The organism is Pukyongiella litopenaei, assembly GCF_003008555.2.
GTDB classification, from domain to species: domain Bacteria; phylum Pseudomonadota; class Alphaproteobacteria; order Rhodobacterales; family Rhodobacteraceae; genus Pukyongiella; species Pukyongiella litopenaei.
The window spans coordinates 349,485-365,845 of the sequence record NZ_CP027665.1 but is presented as its reverse complement, the minus strand read 5'-3'; the positions used below and the strand labels follow the sequence as shown (position 1 = coordinate 365,845).

The 16,361-nt window shown below is 64.2% G+C and carries 19 protein-coding genes and 1 tRNA gene; 9 read left to right on the top strand and 11 right to left on the bottom strand.

Annotated features, from left to right (window positions below):
- The first annotated feature begins 68 nt into the window (after window positions 1-68).
- From C6Y53_RS01825 to trpB, 6 genes are all read left to right on the top strand, one after another.
- Window positions 69-293: a hypothetical protein gene (locus tag C6Y53_RS01825; protein ID WP_106470875.1), complete on the top strand. Its 225-nt coding sequence runs from the start codon at window positions 69-71 to the stop codon at window positions 291-293.
- Window positions 294-528: 235 nt separating this feature from the next.
- Entirely contained in the window at window positions 529-2,208 is a 1,680-nt protein-coding gene (gene rpsA, locus C6Y53_RS01820; RefSeq protein WP_106470874.1) for a 30S ribosomal protein S1, read from the top strand.
- Between the two features lie 271 nt (window positions 2,209-2,479).
- Window positions 2,480-2,761: an integration host factor subunit beta gene (gene ihfB, locus C6Y53_RS01815; protein WP_106470873.1), complete on the top strand. Its 282-nt coding sequence runs from the start codon at window positions 2,480-2,482 to the stop codon at window positions 2,759-2,761.
- Between the two features lie 4 nt (window positions 2,762-2,765).
- Window positions 2,766-3,116: a lipopolysaccharide assembly protein LapA domain-containing protein gene (locus C6Y53_RS01810; protein WP_106470872.1), complete on the top strand. Its 351-nt coding sequence runs from the start codon at window positions 2,766-2,768 to the stop codon at window positions 3,114-3,116.
- 4 nt (window positions 3,117-3,120) lie between these two features.
- Entirely contained in the window at window positions 3,121-3,765 is a 645-nt protein-coding gene (locus C6Y53_RS01805; protein ID WP_106470871.1) for a phosphoribosylanthranilate isomerase, read from the top strand.
- Window positions 3,766-3,870: 105 nt separating this feature from the next.
- Window positions 3,871-5,103, top strand: coding sequence for a tryptophan synthase subunit beta (gene trpB / locus C6Y53_RS01800; RefSeq protein WP_106470870.1), 1,233 nt, complete (start codon window positions 3,871-3,873; stop codon window positions 5,101-5,103).
- Window positions 5,104-5,270: 167 nt separating this feature from the next.
- Here trpB and C6Y53_RS01795 read toward each other — a convergent pair whose 3' ends face one another.
- The 8 genes from C6Y53_RS01795 to C6Y53_RS01760 all read right to left on the bottom strand — a co-directional run bounded on the left by C6Y53_RS01795 (window position 5,271) and on the right by C6Y53_RS01760 (window position 12,829).
- Window positions 5,271-5,645, bottom strand: coding sequence for a DUF2237 family protein (locus C6Y53_RS01795; protein ID WP_106470869.1), 375 nt, complete (start codon window positions 5,643-5,645; stop codon window positions 5,271-5,273).
- Complete coding sequence (locus tag C6Y53_RS01790) at window positions 5,632-6,693, bottom strand: DUF2332 domain-containing protein (protein WP_106470868.1); 1,062 nt, start codon at window positions 6,691-6,693, stop codon at window positions 5,632-5,634. Before C6Y53_RS01790 ends, C6Y53_RS01795 begins: the two co-directional genes overlap by 14 nt.
- Window positions 6,694-6,728: 35 nt before the next feature.
- Window positions 6,729-7,892 (bottom strand): serine hydrolase domain-containing protein, encoded by a 1,164-nt coding sequence (locus C6Y53_RS01785; protein ID WP_106470867.1) that lies wholly within the window; start codon window positions 7,890-7,892, stop codon window positions 6,729-6,731.
- Between the two features lie 88 nt (window positions 7,893-7,980).
- Window positions 7,981-8,691 carry an aminoacyl-tRNA hydrolase gene (pth, locus tag C6Y53_RS01780; protein ID WP_106473904.1) on the bottom strand — a complete coding sequence of 237 codons (711 nt, stop codon included), beginning with the start codon at window positions 8,689-8,691 and terminating at the stop codon, window positions 7,981-7,983.
- A gap of 122 nt (window positions 8,692-8,813) precedes the next feature.
- Window positions 8,814-9,461: a 50S ribosomal protein L25/general stress protein Ctc gene (locus C6Y53_RS01775; RefSeq protein ID WP_106470866.1), complete on the bottom strand. Its 648-nt coding sequence runs from the start codon at window positions 9,459-9,461 to the stop codon at window positions 8,814-8,816.
- 97 nt (window positions 9,462-9,558) lie between these two features.
- Window positions 9,559-10,188, bottom strand: a complete 630-nt coding sequence (locus C6Y53_RS01770) for a hypothetical protein (protein WP_106470865.1) — start codon at window positions 10,186-10,188, stop codon at window positions 9,559-9,561.
- 23 nt (window positions 10,189-10,211) lie between these two features.
- Window positions 10,212-11,378: an alpha-hydroxy acid oxidase gene (locus tag C6Y53_RS01765; RefSeq protein ID WP_106470864.1), complete on the bottom strand. Its 1,167-nt coding sequence runs from the start codon at window positions 11,376-11,378 to the stop codon at window positions 10,212-10,214.
- 131 nt (window positions 11,379-11,509) lie between these two features.
- Window positions 11,510-12,829 (bottom strand): ATP-binding protein, encoded by a 1,320-nt coding sequence (locus tag C6Y53_RS01760; RefSeq protein WP_106470863.1) that lies wholly within the window; start codon window positions 12,827-12,829, stop codon window positions 11,510-11,512.
- A 40-nt stretch (window positions 12,830-12,869) separates the two neighbouring features.
- Between C6Y53_RS01760 and C6Y53_RS01755 the strand changes: the two genes are divergently transcribed.
- Window positions 12,870-13,787: an MBL fold metallo-hydrolase gene (locus tag C6Y53_RS01755; protein WP_106470862.1), complete on the top strand. Its 918-nt coding sequence runs from the start codon at window positions 12,870-12,872 to the stop codon at window positions 13,785-13,787.
- 76 nt (window positions 13,788-13,863) lie between these two features.
- Window positions 13,864-13,938 (top strand) — tRNA-Asn (locus C6Y53_RS01750).
- A 187-nt stretch (window positions 13,939-14,125) separates the two neighbouring features.
- On the opposite strand, the gene C6Y53_RS01745 is transcribed toward C6Y53_RS01750, so the two are convergent.
- On the bottom strand, window positions 14,126-14,824 hold the full coding sequence (locus C6Y53_RS01745; RefSeq protein WP_149615432.1) for a hypothetical protein: 699 nt from the start codon (window positions 14,822-14,824) through the stop codon (window positions 14,126-14,128).
- 88 nt (window positions 14,825-14,912) lie between these two features.
- Between C6Y53_RS01745 and C6Y53_RS01740 the strand changes: the two genes are divergently transcribed.
- Window positions 14,913-15,134, top strand: a complete 222-nt coding sequence (locus C6Y53_RS01740) for a helix-turn-helix domain-containing protein (RefSeq protein WP_211299509.1) — start codon at window positions 14,913-14,915, stop codon at window positions 15,132-15,134.
- Between the two features lie 105 nt (window positions 15,135-15,239).
- Here the strand turns inward: C6Y53_RS01740 and C6Y53_RS01735 are convergent, their stop codons facing one another.
- Both C6Y53_RS01735 and C6Y53_RS01730 read right to left on the bottom strand, forming a co-directional pair.
- On the bottom strand, window positions 15,240-15,461 hold the full coding sequence (locus C6Y53_RS01735; RefSeq protein ID WP_149615431.1) for a hypothetical protein: 222 nt from the start codon (window positions 15,459-15,461) through the stop codon (window positions 15,240-15,242).
- Entirely contained in the window at window positions 15,454-16,311 is an 858-nt protein-coding gene (locus C6Y53_RS01730; protein ID WP_149615430.1) for a hypothetical protein, read from the bottom strand. The genes C6Y53_RS01735 and C6Y53_RS01730 overlap by 8 nt, the downstream gene beginning before the upstream one ends.
- Between the last annotated feature and the right edge of the window lie 50 nt (window positions 16,312-16,361).

Below are 16,361 nucleotides of genomic sequence, written 5' to 3'. Positions count from 1 at the left end.
GTGGTCCCATCGGATCGGCGCGGTGCCGGGCCGGAACGATCAGGACGCAGCAGACAGGGAACGATTTCATGGACCGCTTTGTTTTCAGAACCATCGACACCGATCAGGATATGTTGAAGATCCCCGATATCGACGGCGAGAGCCAGATGGGAACCGGCGAATTCTGGATCGGTGATGGCGCGATGCCTCGGGGCATGCATGTCGATCCGGTGATCCCCGGCGGGACCGGGTTCGAGGATCCGAGTTTCGGTTTCACCGTGCCGCTCGGTTTCGACGATCCGGGGTTCGGCTGAGGCGTCAATCCGCCCGCACGGAACCGGATCGGTGCGTGCGGGCTTGCCAAATACCCTCATTCCGCCTATACGCAGCGCGTCGATGCGGGGGCTACACCCGCAACAGGGGCGCAAGGGGCAGGGTCGGTTGCAACCGACCCTTCGTTTTTTGCGTCTTTGCGGCACAACAGAAACAGAGACCCGCGGAGACAACCGCGCGGCCAGCAACATGATGTAAAAGGAAACCCTAGGCCACATGGCTCACAACGCATCCATGGAGGAATTCGAAGCCCTCCTCAATGAAAGCTTCGAAATGGACACCCCCACCGAAGGCTCCGTCGTCAAGGGCAAGGTCATCGCCATCGAGGCGGGCCAGGCCATCATCGACGTGGGCTACAAGATGGAAGGCCGTGTCGAACTCAAGGAATTCGCCAACCCCGGTGAAGCGCCGGAAATCGCGCCCGGCGACGAGGTCGAGGTCTATCTGCGCGCCGCCGAGAACGCCCGTGGCGAAGCAGTCATCAGCCGTGAAATGGCCCGCCGCGAAGAGGCATGGGACCGGCTCGAGAAGGCCTATGCCGACGACCAGCGTGTCGAAGGCGCGATCTTCGGCCGCGTCAAGGGTGGCTTCACCGTCGATCTGGGCGGCGCCGTGGCGTTCCTGCCCGGCTCTCAGGTCGATGTGCGCCCCGTGCGCGATGCCGGCCCGCTGATGGGTCTGAAACAGCCGTTCCAGATCCTCAAGATGGACCGCCGTCGTGGCAACATCGTGGTGTCGCGCCGCGCCATCCTCGAAGAATCGCGTGCCGAGCAGCGCGCCGAGGTCATCGCCCGCCTGAGCGAAGGCGACGCGGTCGACGGCGTGGTCAAGAACATCACCGAATACGGCGCCTTCGTCGATCTGGGTGGTGTGGACGGCCTGCTGCACGTCACCGACATGGCCTGGCGCCGTGTCAACCACCCCTCCGAGATCCTGTCGATCGGCGAGACCGTCAAGGTTCAGGTCATCAAGATCAACAAGGAAACCCACCGTATCAGCCTGGGCATGAAGCAGCTGCAGGAAGATCCGTGGGACCTGGTTGGCGCCAAGTATCCGCTGGCCTCGGTGCACAAGGGTCGCGTGACCAACATCACCGATTACGGTGCGTTCGTCGAACTGGAACCCGGTGTCGAAGGCCTGGTCCATGTCAGCGAAATGAGTTGGACCAAGAAGAACGTGCATCCGGGCAAGATCGTGTCGACCTCGCAGGAGGTGGACGTGATGGTGCTGGAAATCGACGGTGCCAAGCGCCGGGTCTCGCTGGGTCTGAAACAGACCATGCGCAACCCGTGGGAAGTGTTCGCCGAAACCCACCCCTCGGGGACCGTGGTCGAAGGCGAGGTCAAGAACATCACCGAGTTCGGCCTGTTCGTGGGCCTGCCGGGCGATATCGACGGCATGGTGCACCTGTCGGACCTCAGCTGGGACGAGCGCGGCGAGGATGCGATCCAGAACTACCGCAAGGGCGACATGGTCCAGGCGGTGGTGTCCGAGGTGGACACCGACAAGGAACGCATTTCGCTGTCGATCAAGGCTGTGGGCGGCGACAAGTTCGCCGAAGCCGTGGGCGGCGTGAAGCGCGGTTCGATCATCACCGTGAACGTGACCGCGATCGAAGATGGCGGCATCGAGGTGGAATACGAGGGCATGAAGTCCTTCATCCGCCGCTCGGACCTGTCGCGCGACCGTTCCGAACAGCGCCCCGAGCGGTTCTCGGTCGGTGACAAGGTCGATGTGCGCGTGACCAATGTCGACAGCAAGACCCGCCGTCTGGGCCTGTCGATCAAGGCCCGCGAGATTGCCGAGGAAAAAGAAGCCGTCGAGCAGTATGGTTCGTCGGATTCGGGTGCGTCGCTGGGTGATATCCTGGGCGCCGCCCTGAAATCGGGCGACTGATCCTCTTCCCCCTCGGGGGAGAAACCTGCGGCCCCGCGCATCTGCGCGGGGCCGTTTTTCGTTCCGAATCGGGGCAGGGCGCCGTCTCCCGCCGGCCCGTCCTGCGCGCGGTGACAGCGGCCTTGATGCCCGGGGCACGCGCCAAGGTCCGGCGAAGGGCGGATTTTCTGCGCGCTGCCGCATGGTTGCTGTTCCAGATCGTTTCGATTCTATCTATAGTTAACCGAAACCGCCAAGCCGGAGCCGCGAGCGCCTTGGGAGGGGCCAGACCATGATCCGATCGGAATTGATCCAGATTATCGCCGACGAAAACCCGCATCTCTATCAACGCGATGTGGAGCGGATTGTGAACACCGTTTTCGAGGAAATGGTGCGCGCGATGGAACGCGGGGAAAGGGTCGAACTGCGCGGATTCGGCGCGTTTTCGGTAAAGAAGCGCGACGCGCGGGTGGGACGGAACCCGCGCACCGGCGAAACCGTGCAGGTCGAGGAAAAGCATGTGCCGTTCTTCAAGTCCGGCAAGCTGCTGCGGGATCGTTTGAACGGAAGGTAACCCGATGCGATATGTTCGCTATGCCATTCTTGGGGGGCTGGGGCTGGTCCTGATCTCGGTGTCACTCGCCAATCGCGGCGCGGTGACGCTGAACCTCGTTCCCGAGGCGCTGTCCGGGCTGCTGGGCGGCAGCCATGCCATCACCCTGCCGCTCTTTGTGGTGGTGCTGGGTGGCATCGCGACCGGCGTCATCCTGGGGTTCGTCTGGGAATGGCTGCGTGAGCACAAGCATCGCCGCGAGATCGGCGCGAAGGGCCGCGAGGTTCGCCGGCTGGAGCGTGAAGTGGGGCGGCTGAAGGACGAACGGCACGGCGACAAGGACGAGGTGCTGGCAATCCTCGATTCGACCGGCTGATCCCATGCCATCCGGTATCCGGGTCAAGATCTGCGGGCTGACGCGGCCCGAGGATGTGACGGCGACGGCCGCCGCCGGGGCCGCCTATTGCGGCCTGAACTTCTTTCCCAAAAGCCCGCGCTATGTCAGCCCGGCGGTGGCCCGCGATCTCGCGCTGGCGGCCCCGGCGGGGCTGGCAAAGGTGGCGCTGGTGGTCGATGCCTCCGATGCCCAGCTCGACGAGATCGTCGACGCGGTGCCGCTCGACATGGTGCAGCTTCACGGGCAGGAAACCCCGGAGCGCGTGCGCGAGGTCCGGGCGCGATACGGATTGCCGGTGATGAAGGTGGTCGGGGTGGCGGATGCGGCGGACCTGCCGGCGCTCGACACCTATGCCAGGGTGGCCGACCAGATCCTCGTCGATACCAAGCCGCCGAAGGGCGCGGATCTTCCGGGCGGGAACGGGCTGGCCTTTGACTGGCGGCTGATCGCGGGCCGGCGCTGGCCGGTGCCCTGGATGCTCGCCGGCGGGCTGACGCCCGACAATGTCGCCGAGGCGGTGCGGCTGACGGGTGCGCGCCAGGTCGATGTGTCCTCGGGGGTGGAAGCGGCCCGCGGCGTGAAGGATGCCGGGTTGATCCGGTCCTTCGTGCAGGCCGCGCTGGCCTGAATTCCGGTGCGACCGGCGCGGCGGGCGTGCCGCCGGGTTCCCGGTGGCTTGCCCTTCCGCCGCCCGCGTCTTAGGACGATGAAACCGCAACGGGAGGCACCGACAATGGCCGACGATCTTCTCAACTCCTTCATGTCCGGCCCGGACGAAAACGGCCGGTTCGGCATCTTCGGGGGCCGTTTTGTCAGCGAAACGCTGATGCCGCTGATCCTGTCGCTGGAAGAAGAATACGAGAAGGCAAAGACCGACCCGGCCTTCTGGGCCGAGATGAACGACCTGTGGACCCATTATGTGGGCCGGCCCAGTCCGCTCTATTTCGCCGAGCGCCTGACCGAACACCTGGGCGGGGCGAAAATCTATCTGAAGCGCGACGAGTTGAACCATACCGGCGCGCACAAGATCAACAACGTGCTGGGCCAGATCATCCTGGCGCGGCGCATGGGCAAGACCCGGATCATCGCCGAAACCGGCGCCGGCCAGCACGGGGTCGCGACCGCGACCGTCTGTGCCAAGTTCGGCCTGAAATGCGTCGTCTACATGGGGGCCCATGACGTTGAACGCCAGGCGCCCAACGTGTTCCGGATGCGGCTGCTGGGGGCCGAGGTGATCCCGGTGACGAGCGGCAGAGGCACGCTCAAGGACGCGATGAACGACGCCCTGCGCGACTGGGTGACCCATGTGCGCGACACGTTCTACTGCATCGGCACGGTGGCCGGGCCGCATCCCTATCCGGCGATGGTGCGCGATTTCCAGTCGATCATCGGCAAGGAAGCCAAAGAGCAGATGCAAAAGGCCGAGGGCCGGCTGCCCGACACGATCATCGCCGCGATCGGTGGCGGGTCGAACGCGATGGGGCTGTTCTATCCCTTCCTCGACGACGACAGCGTGCGGATCATCGGTGTCGAGGCCGGGGGCAAGGGCGTGAATGACGACATGCAGCATTGCGCGTCTCTCACCGGCGGGCGACCCGGTGTGCTGCACGGCAACCGGACATATCTGCTGCAGGACGATGACGGGCAGATTCTGGAAGGCTTCTCGATCTCCGCCGGGCTGGACTATCCGGGGATCGGGCCCGAACATTCCTGGCTGCACGATGTGGGCCGCGCTGAATATGTGGCGATCACCGATGCCGAGGCACTGGAAGCCTTCCAGCTCAGCTGCACGCTCGAAGGGATCATTCCGGCGCTGGAGCCGTCGCACGCGCTCGCGCATGTGATGAAGATCGCACCGGACCTGCCGGCCGATCACCTGATCTGCATGAACATGTGCGGACGCGGCGACAAGGATATCTTCACCGTCGCCCGGGCGCTCGGTTTCGACATGGGCGACAGCGACTGACAACGCGGGTAGCAAAGGCTCCCGCCCGCCGTCCGGCATCTGAGATGCCGTTCCGCCGGTTGGGCCGGGCCGCGCGCCCTGCGGGCGCGCGGCCCGGCCCAACGCCGTAGACCGTCTTGCGACAGCAAGGCGGTTTCGGGGGCGGGAGCCCCACGCGAGATGGACGCTCAGGCGTCGATCGCGTGGCGGCGCAGCACGTCGAGGGGGACGATTTCGAGGGCGCGGATATGGGTGGCAGCGACATTCACCTTTGGCGCACAGCCTTCGTCATGGGCCTGCAGGAACCGCGCCGCGCACAGGCACCAGTGGTCCCCGGGCTTCAGCCCGGTGAAATGGAACTCGGGCCGCGCCGTGCTGAGATCGTTTCCGACATATTTCGAATAGGCGAGAAACTCGGCCGTCATCACCGCACAGACCGTGTGGCTGCCCTGGTCGGCGGCACAGGTGTTGCAATACCCGTCGCGGAAGAACCCCGTCACAGGCGTCATCGAACAGGGTTCGAGCGCACCGCCAAACACGTTCAGGCTTTCATCCGGTTCCATCGCGCCTCTCCTCCCGGTGCTCCCACCGGACCCATTCGCCGTGATATCCCGCCCGGCCGAGGTCGAGCCTCTCGTTCCCCGGCCACAATCTGAGCGTCAGCGCCGCGCCATCGTCGGTGCCGTCGCTTTCCATGGCAAACCAGGCCAGCGGTCTCCGATCATCGGCCCGTGCGCCGGTCGCTTCGATCATGGCCTGCCCGCGCGCCCGGGCATCGGCGGGGAAATACTGCCACGCGATGGTGGTATAGACCAGATGGCAGGTGCCGGACCCCGCCGCGCGCAGGCGCCGGTCCAGCCAGCCGATCGCGTCGCCCGCATCGACCGGGGCATCATGGGCCGCGATCACCGCGCGGGTGCGTGCGATCCGCGCGGGCTGGTCCGGCCAGAGATAGGCCAACAACCTCAGGGCATCGCGCGGGTTTCGCGGATCGAGCGGGCGCAGATCGACGCCGCGCCGGTCGGCGATCACCGGCTGTGCGGGAGCGGGGGCTTCCCCCGTCCAGTCCGGGCTCAGGGTGATCACGGGGTCGGCTGGCCCCAGGGTGCGGGTCCCTGCAGTCAGCGCAAACCGGTCGAAATTCAGGTTGAGCCCGCCGCTGGCCCCCAGTTCGCTGACGGTCAGCGGCAGCCCGAAACGGCGGGCCAGCAGGTGGGCGGTCGGGATCAGAACCGCGCTGCGGCCGGTTTCGTTGGTCTGCGGCGGCGATGTGATCCAGTCGATCAGGAAATCGCGATGCCGGTCGAGCGCCCCCAGGATGGCCGATACCAGCGCGTCTTCCTCGGGGTCATGCGGCGGGTAGGCGGCGGTCAGCTCCGGGTCGCGGCCCTGCAAGACCAGCGCATGCAGCCCGCCCGCGATCCGCAACGGCAACGAAGCGCCGCTGGGGCCGGGATCGCCCGGCCAGTCCGCGCAGGTCTCGTTCAACGGGCCGGTTTCCGGCCAATGCTCTGCAAGCAATGTCATCAGCCGCGCCATGAATGGCGAACCGAGCACGGCGCAGGCCCGGGCCTGCCGGTCGAAGGCCGAGATCAGCCTGTCCTGTGGCATGGTCCGGTCACCACCCATGTTGCAATCCGTTCCGATCAAAGACCGTCCGCGATCCGGCGGAACATCTCGATATTGGCGCGCGACACGCCGGGGTCGCGGAACTTGCGGTCCGCCGCGGTCGCCACGATCAGCACCCCCTGGGTTCGGTCAATATAAAGATACTGGCCATAGACGCCACGGCCAAGGACTTCCCCGGGACGCGCATCCCGCGGTATCCACCATTGATAGCCATAGCGGATCTTGCCCTCGGCGGTGGGGGCAGAGGGGGCCGTCGAGGCCGCGACCCAGCCCGCCGGCACCACCTGCCGCCCGCCATATTCGCCGTCCTGCAGGATCATCTGGCCGAACCGAGCATAGTCGCGGGTGGTGAAGTTGAGCCCGCCGAGCACGAAGGCCACGCCTTCGCCATCGGTGAGGTAATAGCCATCCTGCTCCATGCCGAGCGGCTTCAGGATCCTGTCGTCCAGCAGGTCGGTCACGCTCTGGCCGGTCGCGCCCCGGATCACCATGCCGATCACATGGGTGTCGATCGAGACATATTGCCAGGCTTCGCCCGGCGCGGCGAAACTGTCGGCAAAGCTGGCGGTGAACGCATCCAGCGTGCCGCCCAGGGCCACCTCCCGCCCCATCCGGTTGATGTCCGAACCGGCGTCCATGTAGTCCTCGTCGAACACGACACCGCTGGCCATGTTCAGGACGTTGCGGATGCTCGCGGTCTCATAGGCGCTGCCGATGAGGGCCGGCGCATAAGTCACCACCGGCTCGTCGATCGAGTCAATGGCCCCGTCCTCGAGCAGGACGCCCAGCAGGGCGGACAGGTAGCTCTTGGCGATCGACCAGGAAATCCGGCGATCCTCGGGGCCGGTGCCGAGATGGTAGGATTCGTGACGGATCGCGCCGTCCTGCAGCACCAGCAGGGATGTCACCGCGCGGTCCTCGATCCAGGCGGCGGCTTCGGCGGGCAGGGGGGCCGGGTCGCCCTGCGGCAATTCGCTGACCGGCCCGTCGCCGCGCGGCAGGGGCGCGGTCAGGAACAGTTGATCCATATGCGAGAAATTCCACACGATCTTGTCCGCGGCAAAGAGCGAGTTGACCGCCAGCAGGCGTTTGACCTCGTCACCTTTCCAAAACCAGCCCGCCGCACCGGCGAGAATCAGGACCAGCAGCAGCCGCCCCAGCCATTTTCCGAATGTTCGCATGGATTTGTCCCCTGTCCCGTTGCCGCACAATGCCCCGGTCGCGGCCGGGGCGCAAAGGCAACGTGACGGCAGGGGCTGGGGGCGGGGGTCAGCGGAAGCGGTCGGCCAGCTTCTGCAGCGGTGACCGCTCGTCAGGTTCGGGTGCGGGTTCGGGGGCGGGCGCAGGTTGCGTGGTGGTTCCGCCCGCGGCCCTGGGCGCGGTATTCCCGGCGGTGCCTGCCGAGGATCGGGGCGGCGCGGTGCGCAATGCAACGGCGTTCATGAACTTGCCGCCATCGCCCCGGGCCAGATGCGGCGCCCCGTCCGAGATGCCACGCAGCAGATCGTCGAGCCAGGTCTCGTCGGCGCGGGCAAAGTCATGCAGCACATACCCCGCCACCAGTTCCTTGCGGCCGGGATGGCCGATGCCCAGCCGCACGCGGCCATAGGCGTCGCCGATATGGGCATGCAGCGACCGCAGCCCGTTATGGCCCGCATGACCGCCGCCCTGTTTCACCCGCGCCTTGCCGGGGGCCAGATCCAATTCGTCATGCAGGACGATGACATCGTCGGGATCGAGCCTGAAGAACCGCATCGCTTCGCCGACGGACTGCCCGGACCGGTTCATGAAGGTGCCCGGTTTCAGCAGCAGCACCTTTTCCGAGCCGAGCCGGCCTTCGGACAGCTGGCCCTGGAACCGGGGCCGCCACGGGCCGAACCCGTGGTCCGCCGCGATGCGATCCACGGCCATGAAGCCGATATTGTGCCGGTTGCGCGCGTATTTCGAACCGGGATTGCCAAGGCCGACGATGAGTTTCACGGCGTTCCCCATTTGCCTGCGATTGCGCCCTTGATGCCGGAAATCGGTGCGCGATTCCAGTTGCCGGAACGAAAACGGGGCCCGCATCGGGGCCCCGCGATCCTGCAGTCAATGCCGCATGATCAGTCTTCGGTGGCTTCCACCTCGGTTTCGACCTCGGCGGCGGCATCGCCGTCATCTTCGTTGTCGGCCGAACGCAGGCCCGATGGTGCCGAGATGTTCGCGATCACGAAATCACGGTCGATGGTCGGCTTGGCGCCCGCGGGCAGATCGACCGCGGAAATGGTGACGACGTCGCCGATATCCAGCCCGGTCAGATCGACGGTGATCTTTTCCGGGATGTCGGCGGCGGTGACGACCAGTTCGACCTCGGGGCGAACGACGGTCAGAACGCCGCCACGCTTGAGACCGGGGGCCTGTTCGTCATTGATGAATTCGACCGGGATGAACAGGTTGATCTTGGTGGTCCGGCGCAGGCGCATGAAATCGACATGCGTCGGCAGGTCCTTGACCACGTCGCGCTGCACGTCGCGGCAGATCACCCGCACGTCGTCGTGACCGTCGACCTTCAGGTTGAACAGCGTGGACTTGAACCGGCCCTTCCTGAGGCGGGTCAGCAAGTCGTTGAACGGAATGGTGATCGGGAGCGGGTCGTTCTCGCCGCCGAACACGATGCCCGGAACCAGACCGGCGCGGCGCGCCTGACGAGCGGCGCCCTTGCCTGTCCCCGTCCGTTCCTGGGCGATGAGATCAGGGATCTCTCCTGCCATGGGTATTCTCCAAGATTGGGGCGGGGTTCCTCCAAGGCTGTAACCCCGCGGTGAAGGCTGCGCATATAGACCAGCTTGGCCGCGATGAAAAGGGGGATCAGGACGCCTCGCCGACAGCGGTGCGCAGATGTCCGCCAGCGTCCCGCAACCGGTCGTAGAGCGCGAATTCCCGTGCGCGCGATGCGCGCAGCCGGTCCCGTATCTCGGGCGACAGCGGCGCATCGGCGGGTGGCGATACGTTCTTGCGTTTCGGCACGATGACCTCGCCGAACCGGTCGCGCAGGAATTCCAGCAGCAGCGGCTGCGATTCATAGGCGAACAGATGCGTGACCAGCACCGCGTCGCGCGGCCCGGTGAGCATGTTCCACTGGCTGCCGATGCCTGCATGCGGGGGCGGGTCGTCGGCGATCACGTCCAGCACGAACCGGTCGAAACAGATCGCATCGGTGCTGTGGTCGTCCCGGGTCAGGCCGTCGCGGCGGCGGTAGCGATACCAGCTGCGGATCTGTTCCTCGGGGTCGCGCATCACGGCAAAGACCTCGGGGCGCAGATCGAACACATCGGCCAGAAACGGCGCGATTCGGCTGTGGAACCGGCGCGCGGTCATATGCTTGCGGTGCTTGCCAAAGATGATGTCGGCGCGTGGCCGCAGCGCCATCTCGATTGCGGTCGTGCCCGTCTTGGGCACGGCGATGAACGCGAGTTTCTGTGCCGAGAATACCAGCATGGCCCCGATCTAGCGCAACCGGGTCAGTTCTGCCAGCGGCCCTCGAAATCCTCGGGCACCAGCAGGTTGTGCCGCCCCAGCGCCTGCACCGACTGTTCGCCGCACAGCGCCATGGTCAGGTCCAGTTCGCGCTCGATCACCTCCAGCGCGGTGCGCACGCCCCGTTGCCCCATCGCGCCCAGCCCATAGACGAAGGCGCGGCCGATATAGGTGCCGGTCGCCCCCAGCGCCAGCGCCTTGAGAACGTCCTGCCCCGACCGGATGCCGCTGTCGAGATGGACCTCGATGTCGCCGCCGACCGCGTCCATGATCGACGGCAGCATCCGGATCGAGCTCAGCGCGCCATCCAGTTGCCGCCCGCCATGGTTGGACACGATGATGGCATCGGCGCCAAGTTTCGCGGCCATCTTCGCGTCTTCGGCATCAAGGATGCCCTTGAGGATCACCTTGCCGCCCCATTGTTCCATCAGCGTGCCGATCTTGCCCCAGTCCAGCGTCGGGTCGAATTGCTCGGCAGTCCATGCGCCGAGACTGGAGGCGTCCGAGATGCCTTCGACATGACCGACGATGTTTCCAAATTCCCGCCGGCTGGCGCCCAGCATCCCGATCCCCCAGGACCATTTGGTCATCAGGTTGGCAATCGTCCGGGGGGTGAGTTTCGGCGGCGCGGACAGGCCGTTCTTGAGATCCTTGTGCCGCTGGCCGAGGATCTGCAGGTCGAGCGTGATCACCAGCGCGGAACATTTCGCATCCTTGGCCCGCTGGATCAGCCGGCCCACATAATCCTCGTCCTTCATCGTGTAGAGTTGGAACCAGAAGGGTTTGCCGGTCGCCTCGGCCACGTCTTCGATCGAATTGATCGACATGGTGGACAGGGTAAAGGGCACGCCGAATTCCTCGGCGGCCCTGGCGGCCTTGATCTCGCCATCGGCGTGCTGCATCCCCGTCAGCCCCACCGGCGCCAGCGCGACCGGCATGGCCACGTCCTGTCCGATCATCCGCGACGCGGTCGTCCGCCCCGACATGTCCACCGCAACCCGCTGACGCAGCCGGATCTTGTCGAAATCTGAGCTGTTCTCGCGAAAGGTCTGTTCGGTCCAGCTGCCCGATTCCGCATAGTCGTAGAACATCCGCGGCACCCGGCGTTCATAGATGCGGCGCAGGTCCTCGATACAGGTGATCACGGGCATGGGGAGGTTCTCCGAATTTGGTAAGAATTTGTTACCAATTGTTGTGGCCCGGATCAATGCGCGTTTGTGCTGCGGGCAGAGGTCTGCCGGGCTGGGCAAGAAGGGGCGGGCTGGGCGGGAAGGGACGACGGTCAGCGGCCGATCACGATATCCGCCATCAGGCCGCCCAGCCGGTCGCTCGTGCCCAGCCGCAGCACGCCGCCATGGGCGCGCGCGATGTCCGACACGATCGCCAGACCCAGACCCACGCCGCTGCCCTTGTCCTGGTTGCGCGCGGGATCGAGGCGCGAAAACGGCCGGACCGCCTCGGCCCGGTCCTCGGCCGCGATGCCCGGCCCGTCATCCTCGACCCGGAACCGCAGGGATTTTTCGGTCAGCGTCACCGAAACCTCGGCCCGCGTGCCATAGCGCACCGCGTTGCCGATCAGGTTCTCGAGCGCCCGGCGCAGCGCCACCGGGCGCAGGTTCACGGTGCCGGTCCCCTCGACGGTCGCCAGGCTTACCGGCCGGCCCAGCCGTTGCGCGTCCTCGACCACGGACCGCGCCAGCGAGATCGGGTCGATCCGCTCGGGATCGCCTTCGGCGGCGCCACGGGCAAAATCGAGAAAGGCATCGAGCAGCGCCTGCATCTCGTCCACGTCCCTGAGCATCGGGCCGGCGTCGTCCTCGTCGATCAGCGACAGGCCGAGCCGCAGCCGGGTGAGCGGCGTGCGCAGGTCATGGCTGACCCCGGACAGCATCATGGTCCGCTGTTCGATCTGCCGTTCGATCCGGTTGCGCATGTCGAGAAAGGCGTTGCCCGCGGTGCGCACCTCGAGCGCCCCGCGCGCCGCGTAGGGGACGGAACGCCCCCGCCCGAACGCTTCCGCCGCTTCGGCCAGTTTCTTGATCGGCCGCAGCTGATTGCGCATGTAGACATAGGCGATCAGCGTCATCACCCCGCCAAAGAACAGCATGGTCACGAACAGCTGATGCGGGGCGGCGGCGGAAACCCTGCGGCGGTTGAAGCTGATCTGCACCGGTCCCAGGTCGCTGTCCACGAACAGATGCACCACCCGGTCATCGGGCTGGATCACCGCCAGAACGTCCGGCAGGTCGTTGCGCAGGGTGGCCCGGACGACCCGGCCCGAATAGTCGTACCAGCGGATCCGGTCCCGCGAAGGGATGTCGGCTCGCCGCACGAACCGCGCGTTGATATGGAGCGTGACCAGGATCGGCTGCATCGCGTCCATCGCTTCGTCGCGCGAATCCGCGGCCGCGGCGAACCCGGCGATCACGTCGAGTTCGCGCACCAGGGTGCTGGTCATCTGCGAGGTGACGTCTTCGAGGTGGCGGCGGATGAAAACCACCGAAACCGCCAGTTGCACCACAACGACCGGCAGCACGATGATCAGCGCCGCGCGGGCATAGATCCCGCGCGGCACATACTGTTTGAACCATCCGAATTGCATGGGCTAAATCTAGCTGGCCACAGGTAGGAGAAAAAGAGCGATGACCCAGCCGCCGGACGATTTCGACCCGCCTGTGGGGCAACCGGTAACACTGTCGCCGGGGCTGCGGCGGATCGTGGCGCCGAACCCGTCTCCGATGACCTATCGCGGCACCAACACCTACCTTGTCGGCGATAGGGACCTGGCGGTGATCGATCCGGGGCCGATGGCCGGGGCGCATCTCGAAGCGATCCTCTCGGCGGTGACGCCGGGGCAGCGGATCAGCCATGTCATCGTGACCCATACCCATACCGATCACTCGCCGCTGGCCCGTCCGCTGGCGGAGCGGTCCGGCACGCCGGTGCTGGCCTTTGGCGATGCCGTTGCCGGTCGCAGCGCCGTGATGGCCGATCTGGCGGCCGGTGGCATGACCGGAGGAGGCGAGGGGATCGACACGGGATTTCTGCCCGACCGGAGGCTTGCCGACGGGGACCGGATCGAAACCGGGGACTGGGCGCTGGAGGTGATCCATACCCCCGGCCATATCGGCAACCATATCGCCCTGGCCTGGGGCGAGATCTGTTTCGTGGGCGATCACGTCATGGGATGGGCCAGTTCACTGGTATCGCCCCCCGATGGCGACCTGACGGATTTCATGGCGTCCTGCCGCCGGCTGCGCGGGCGTGACTGGTCGGTGTTTCATGCGGGCCACGGCGCACCGATCACGGACCCGGCCGGCCGGCTCGACTGGCTGATCGGGCATCGCCTGTCGCGCGAAAGGTCGATCCTGAACGGGCTCGGCGAGGGGCCGGCCACGACCGGGCAACTGACCCGGCGCATCTATACCGACACACCGGAACCGCTGTTGCCGGCCGCGTCGCGCAACGTCTTTGCCCACCTGGTCGATCTCACCGTGCGCGAACGGGTCGAACCGCTCGGAGCGCTGTCACCCGAGGTCCGTTTCGGGCTCCGGCGCTGAGCTGCGAAAAGCGCGAAAATTTTGCTCCGACCCCTCTGGACGCGGCAATTCGGGGTTGCTATACGGCGCGAACCGTTCCGGCGTAGCTCAGCGGTAGAGCAGTTGACTGTTAATCAATTGGTCGTAGGTTCGATCCCTACCGCCGGAGCCAAAAGTTTCATAAAAGACAAGGGGTTGCGGCTTCCGCCGCAACCCCTTGTTTCTTTCCAAACCGGCTTGTCACCGGATTTGTCACCGCCTTTCACCCTTCACAAATTTTCGGATTTCAACCCCTACCCCTGTTTCAGTTTTGGTGTCTGTGAAAATGAAGCTGGGGCGTGGGTGTGGGCGGGAAAGGGTCATCTAGTTTTGATCACCCCCCGGCAAACCTGCTCGATTCCGGCGACCCGGTAGGCCATGTTTGCCAGCTCGACCTGGCAGTCGGTGACGTTCATGTCGCCATCGCAGTCGGCAATGATGATCTTGAACGCGAAGTCCTCGACTGACTGCGGTTCGTAGTCCGCCGCCTGCTGCTCAAGCTCCAAAATCCGGTCGAACAAGGCGGCACCCTCCGGTGTGCCATCGAGTGCGGCTGACTCGTTGTAGGTGTCCCTTGCAATCCGCCACTGATGATGCAGTTCCCGAAGTCCGAGTGATTTGGCCTCAATGGAGTCAAGTACCTGCTGCTTCTGGGCATCATCTAATTTGCGAATGATTTCGTAGAGTTTTCTTTTGGGCCCGCCAAAAGAGTGCCCTTTTCGGAACTCAGCCAGTACGCCGGAAACCATACCGCAGACCAGCCAATCCAAGCTTACGCCTTCATACAAGGCCCACCGCATTAGATCATCCGTCAACAGGATCGCATCGGGCTCATCTTCGTCATATTCTAGGTTTGGCGGCGAAACCTCGAAATTGGCGCAAAACCACTCAAGCCTGCCCTCCATTGTTGTAAGATCCGCGTCACTCTCCCGATAAAATGAATAGGTTAGTCCGGGGGCATCGACGGTGACGGGGGTCAAGCCGGTATTGTTCGCGGAATCCGCGTTGCAGTTGGTCATCTTGTCCATCCTTGATTGGGGTTCAGAACACCGTTACGATAGATGTGCGCGCCATCAATGTCAAAAAAGATCAGAACACGGTTACGATATGAACGCAACGCAATCAAAAATGGCCAGAGCAGCAACGGGGCTAGGTGTTCGCGACCTGGCGAAGCTGGCAGGGGTCTCGCCTGATACGGTTGCCCGACTCGAGAGAGGTGAGGAACTTAGACCAAGAACAGTCTTAAATATTCGCGCCGCCCTCGAAGCCGCTGGCGTTGAGTTCGTCGAGGAAAATGGCGGGGGGGCCGGGGTGCGGCTCAGAAAATGAAACCGATCCTCTACCTAGCCGCGTGCGACGTGCCGCTCAGAGCAGGGGCGAAAAATAAAACCCCGCGGAAGCGGGGTTTTACGTTGATCCTATCGATGCCCCGCATTACGCGGCTTGAACCTCGTCAAGAGAATCGATTTCACTCTCGCCCTCATCAGACCCGGCATTGATGTTCCATCCGTCCGGATCATTGGAAAGCCAGTCTTCGTCATCGATTTTGTCAATCAGCGTGTCGATGGCAGGGACAGATTCGGCGCGCTTGATGGCAGCCAGAAGCCCAGCCATCATGTCATCGCTAACGACAGGTTTGGCAGCATTATCAGCCATATGTCATGTCCTTCCCATAATAGTTGCCCCCAAGCCTAACGCCTGGATGAGCAAATTGTTCATACCCGTATCGCTCGTACTTGCTTGGGTCAACGGGGTCTTTGATCAGCACCTTTTCGCTTCCGAGAAGCCTTGCATACTCTTCCGCACAAGTCAAAATCGGCCACAGCGCTCTACCGGCTAAGTAGCTATGCCCGAAGTACCTTTCAATCCACTTAATAGTAAGATACTTTCGGCGGTTTGATGGCGCTCCCAGAGCAAGAGCAACAAGCACCTGTTTTTCATCAACTTTTTGCCAAACCGCCAAGTTGAAGTGGTCGGTGTCGTTAAGACTTTTGTAGGTCAATTGCTCCCATGTTCGTGAGAAGCCGTTGTGAGTGGCAGGGCCATAGTGCTTCCGCCACTCTTCCTCCGCGAACTTCAGTGCATCACCGGGATCAGAACCAATGATTGAACAAAGGGTCAATTTGTCCCACCTTTGGATCCCTCCGGATTTTAGTAGACGCCGATTTAGACTAGCTGCTGTTCGTTCTCGAGCTACGTTTTGTAGCGCATAGTAGTACGCCTTGCTCTCATCAGACACTGCACCGTCACCCTCACTAATGTCAGTGGTGTAATACAGAACACGGCGGCCAAAGTTTAGCAACGCCGCCCAGGAGCGGGGGGACGTGGCGAAAGCAACAGGAGCAAGAATCTCGTCCCGGCGGATGCCAAGGTCTTGGGGTGACAGCTTGTTGTCGCTCACAACATGCTGGTTGTCCGCTTGCGTCCGAACCTCACCCCGCTCTTGCGCGGCGTCGTATTCCTCGGCCAGTCGCATTTCAGCGCGGGCGCGGATTGCCACCCGCATAATGCAGGGTCGGAAAATTTGCCACCCCTTTCTCAGCGCGGAGCTCTATT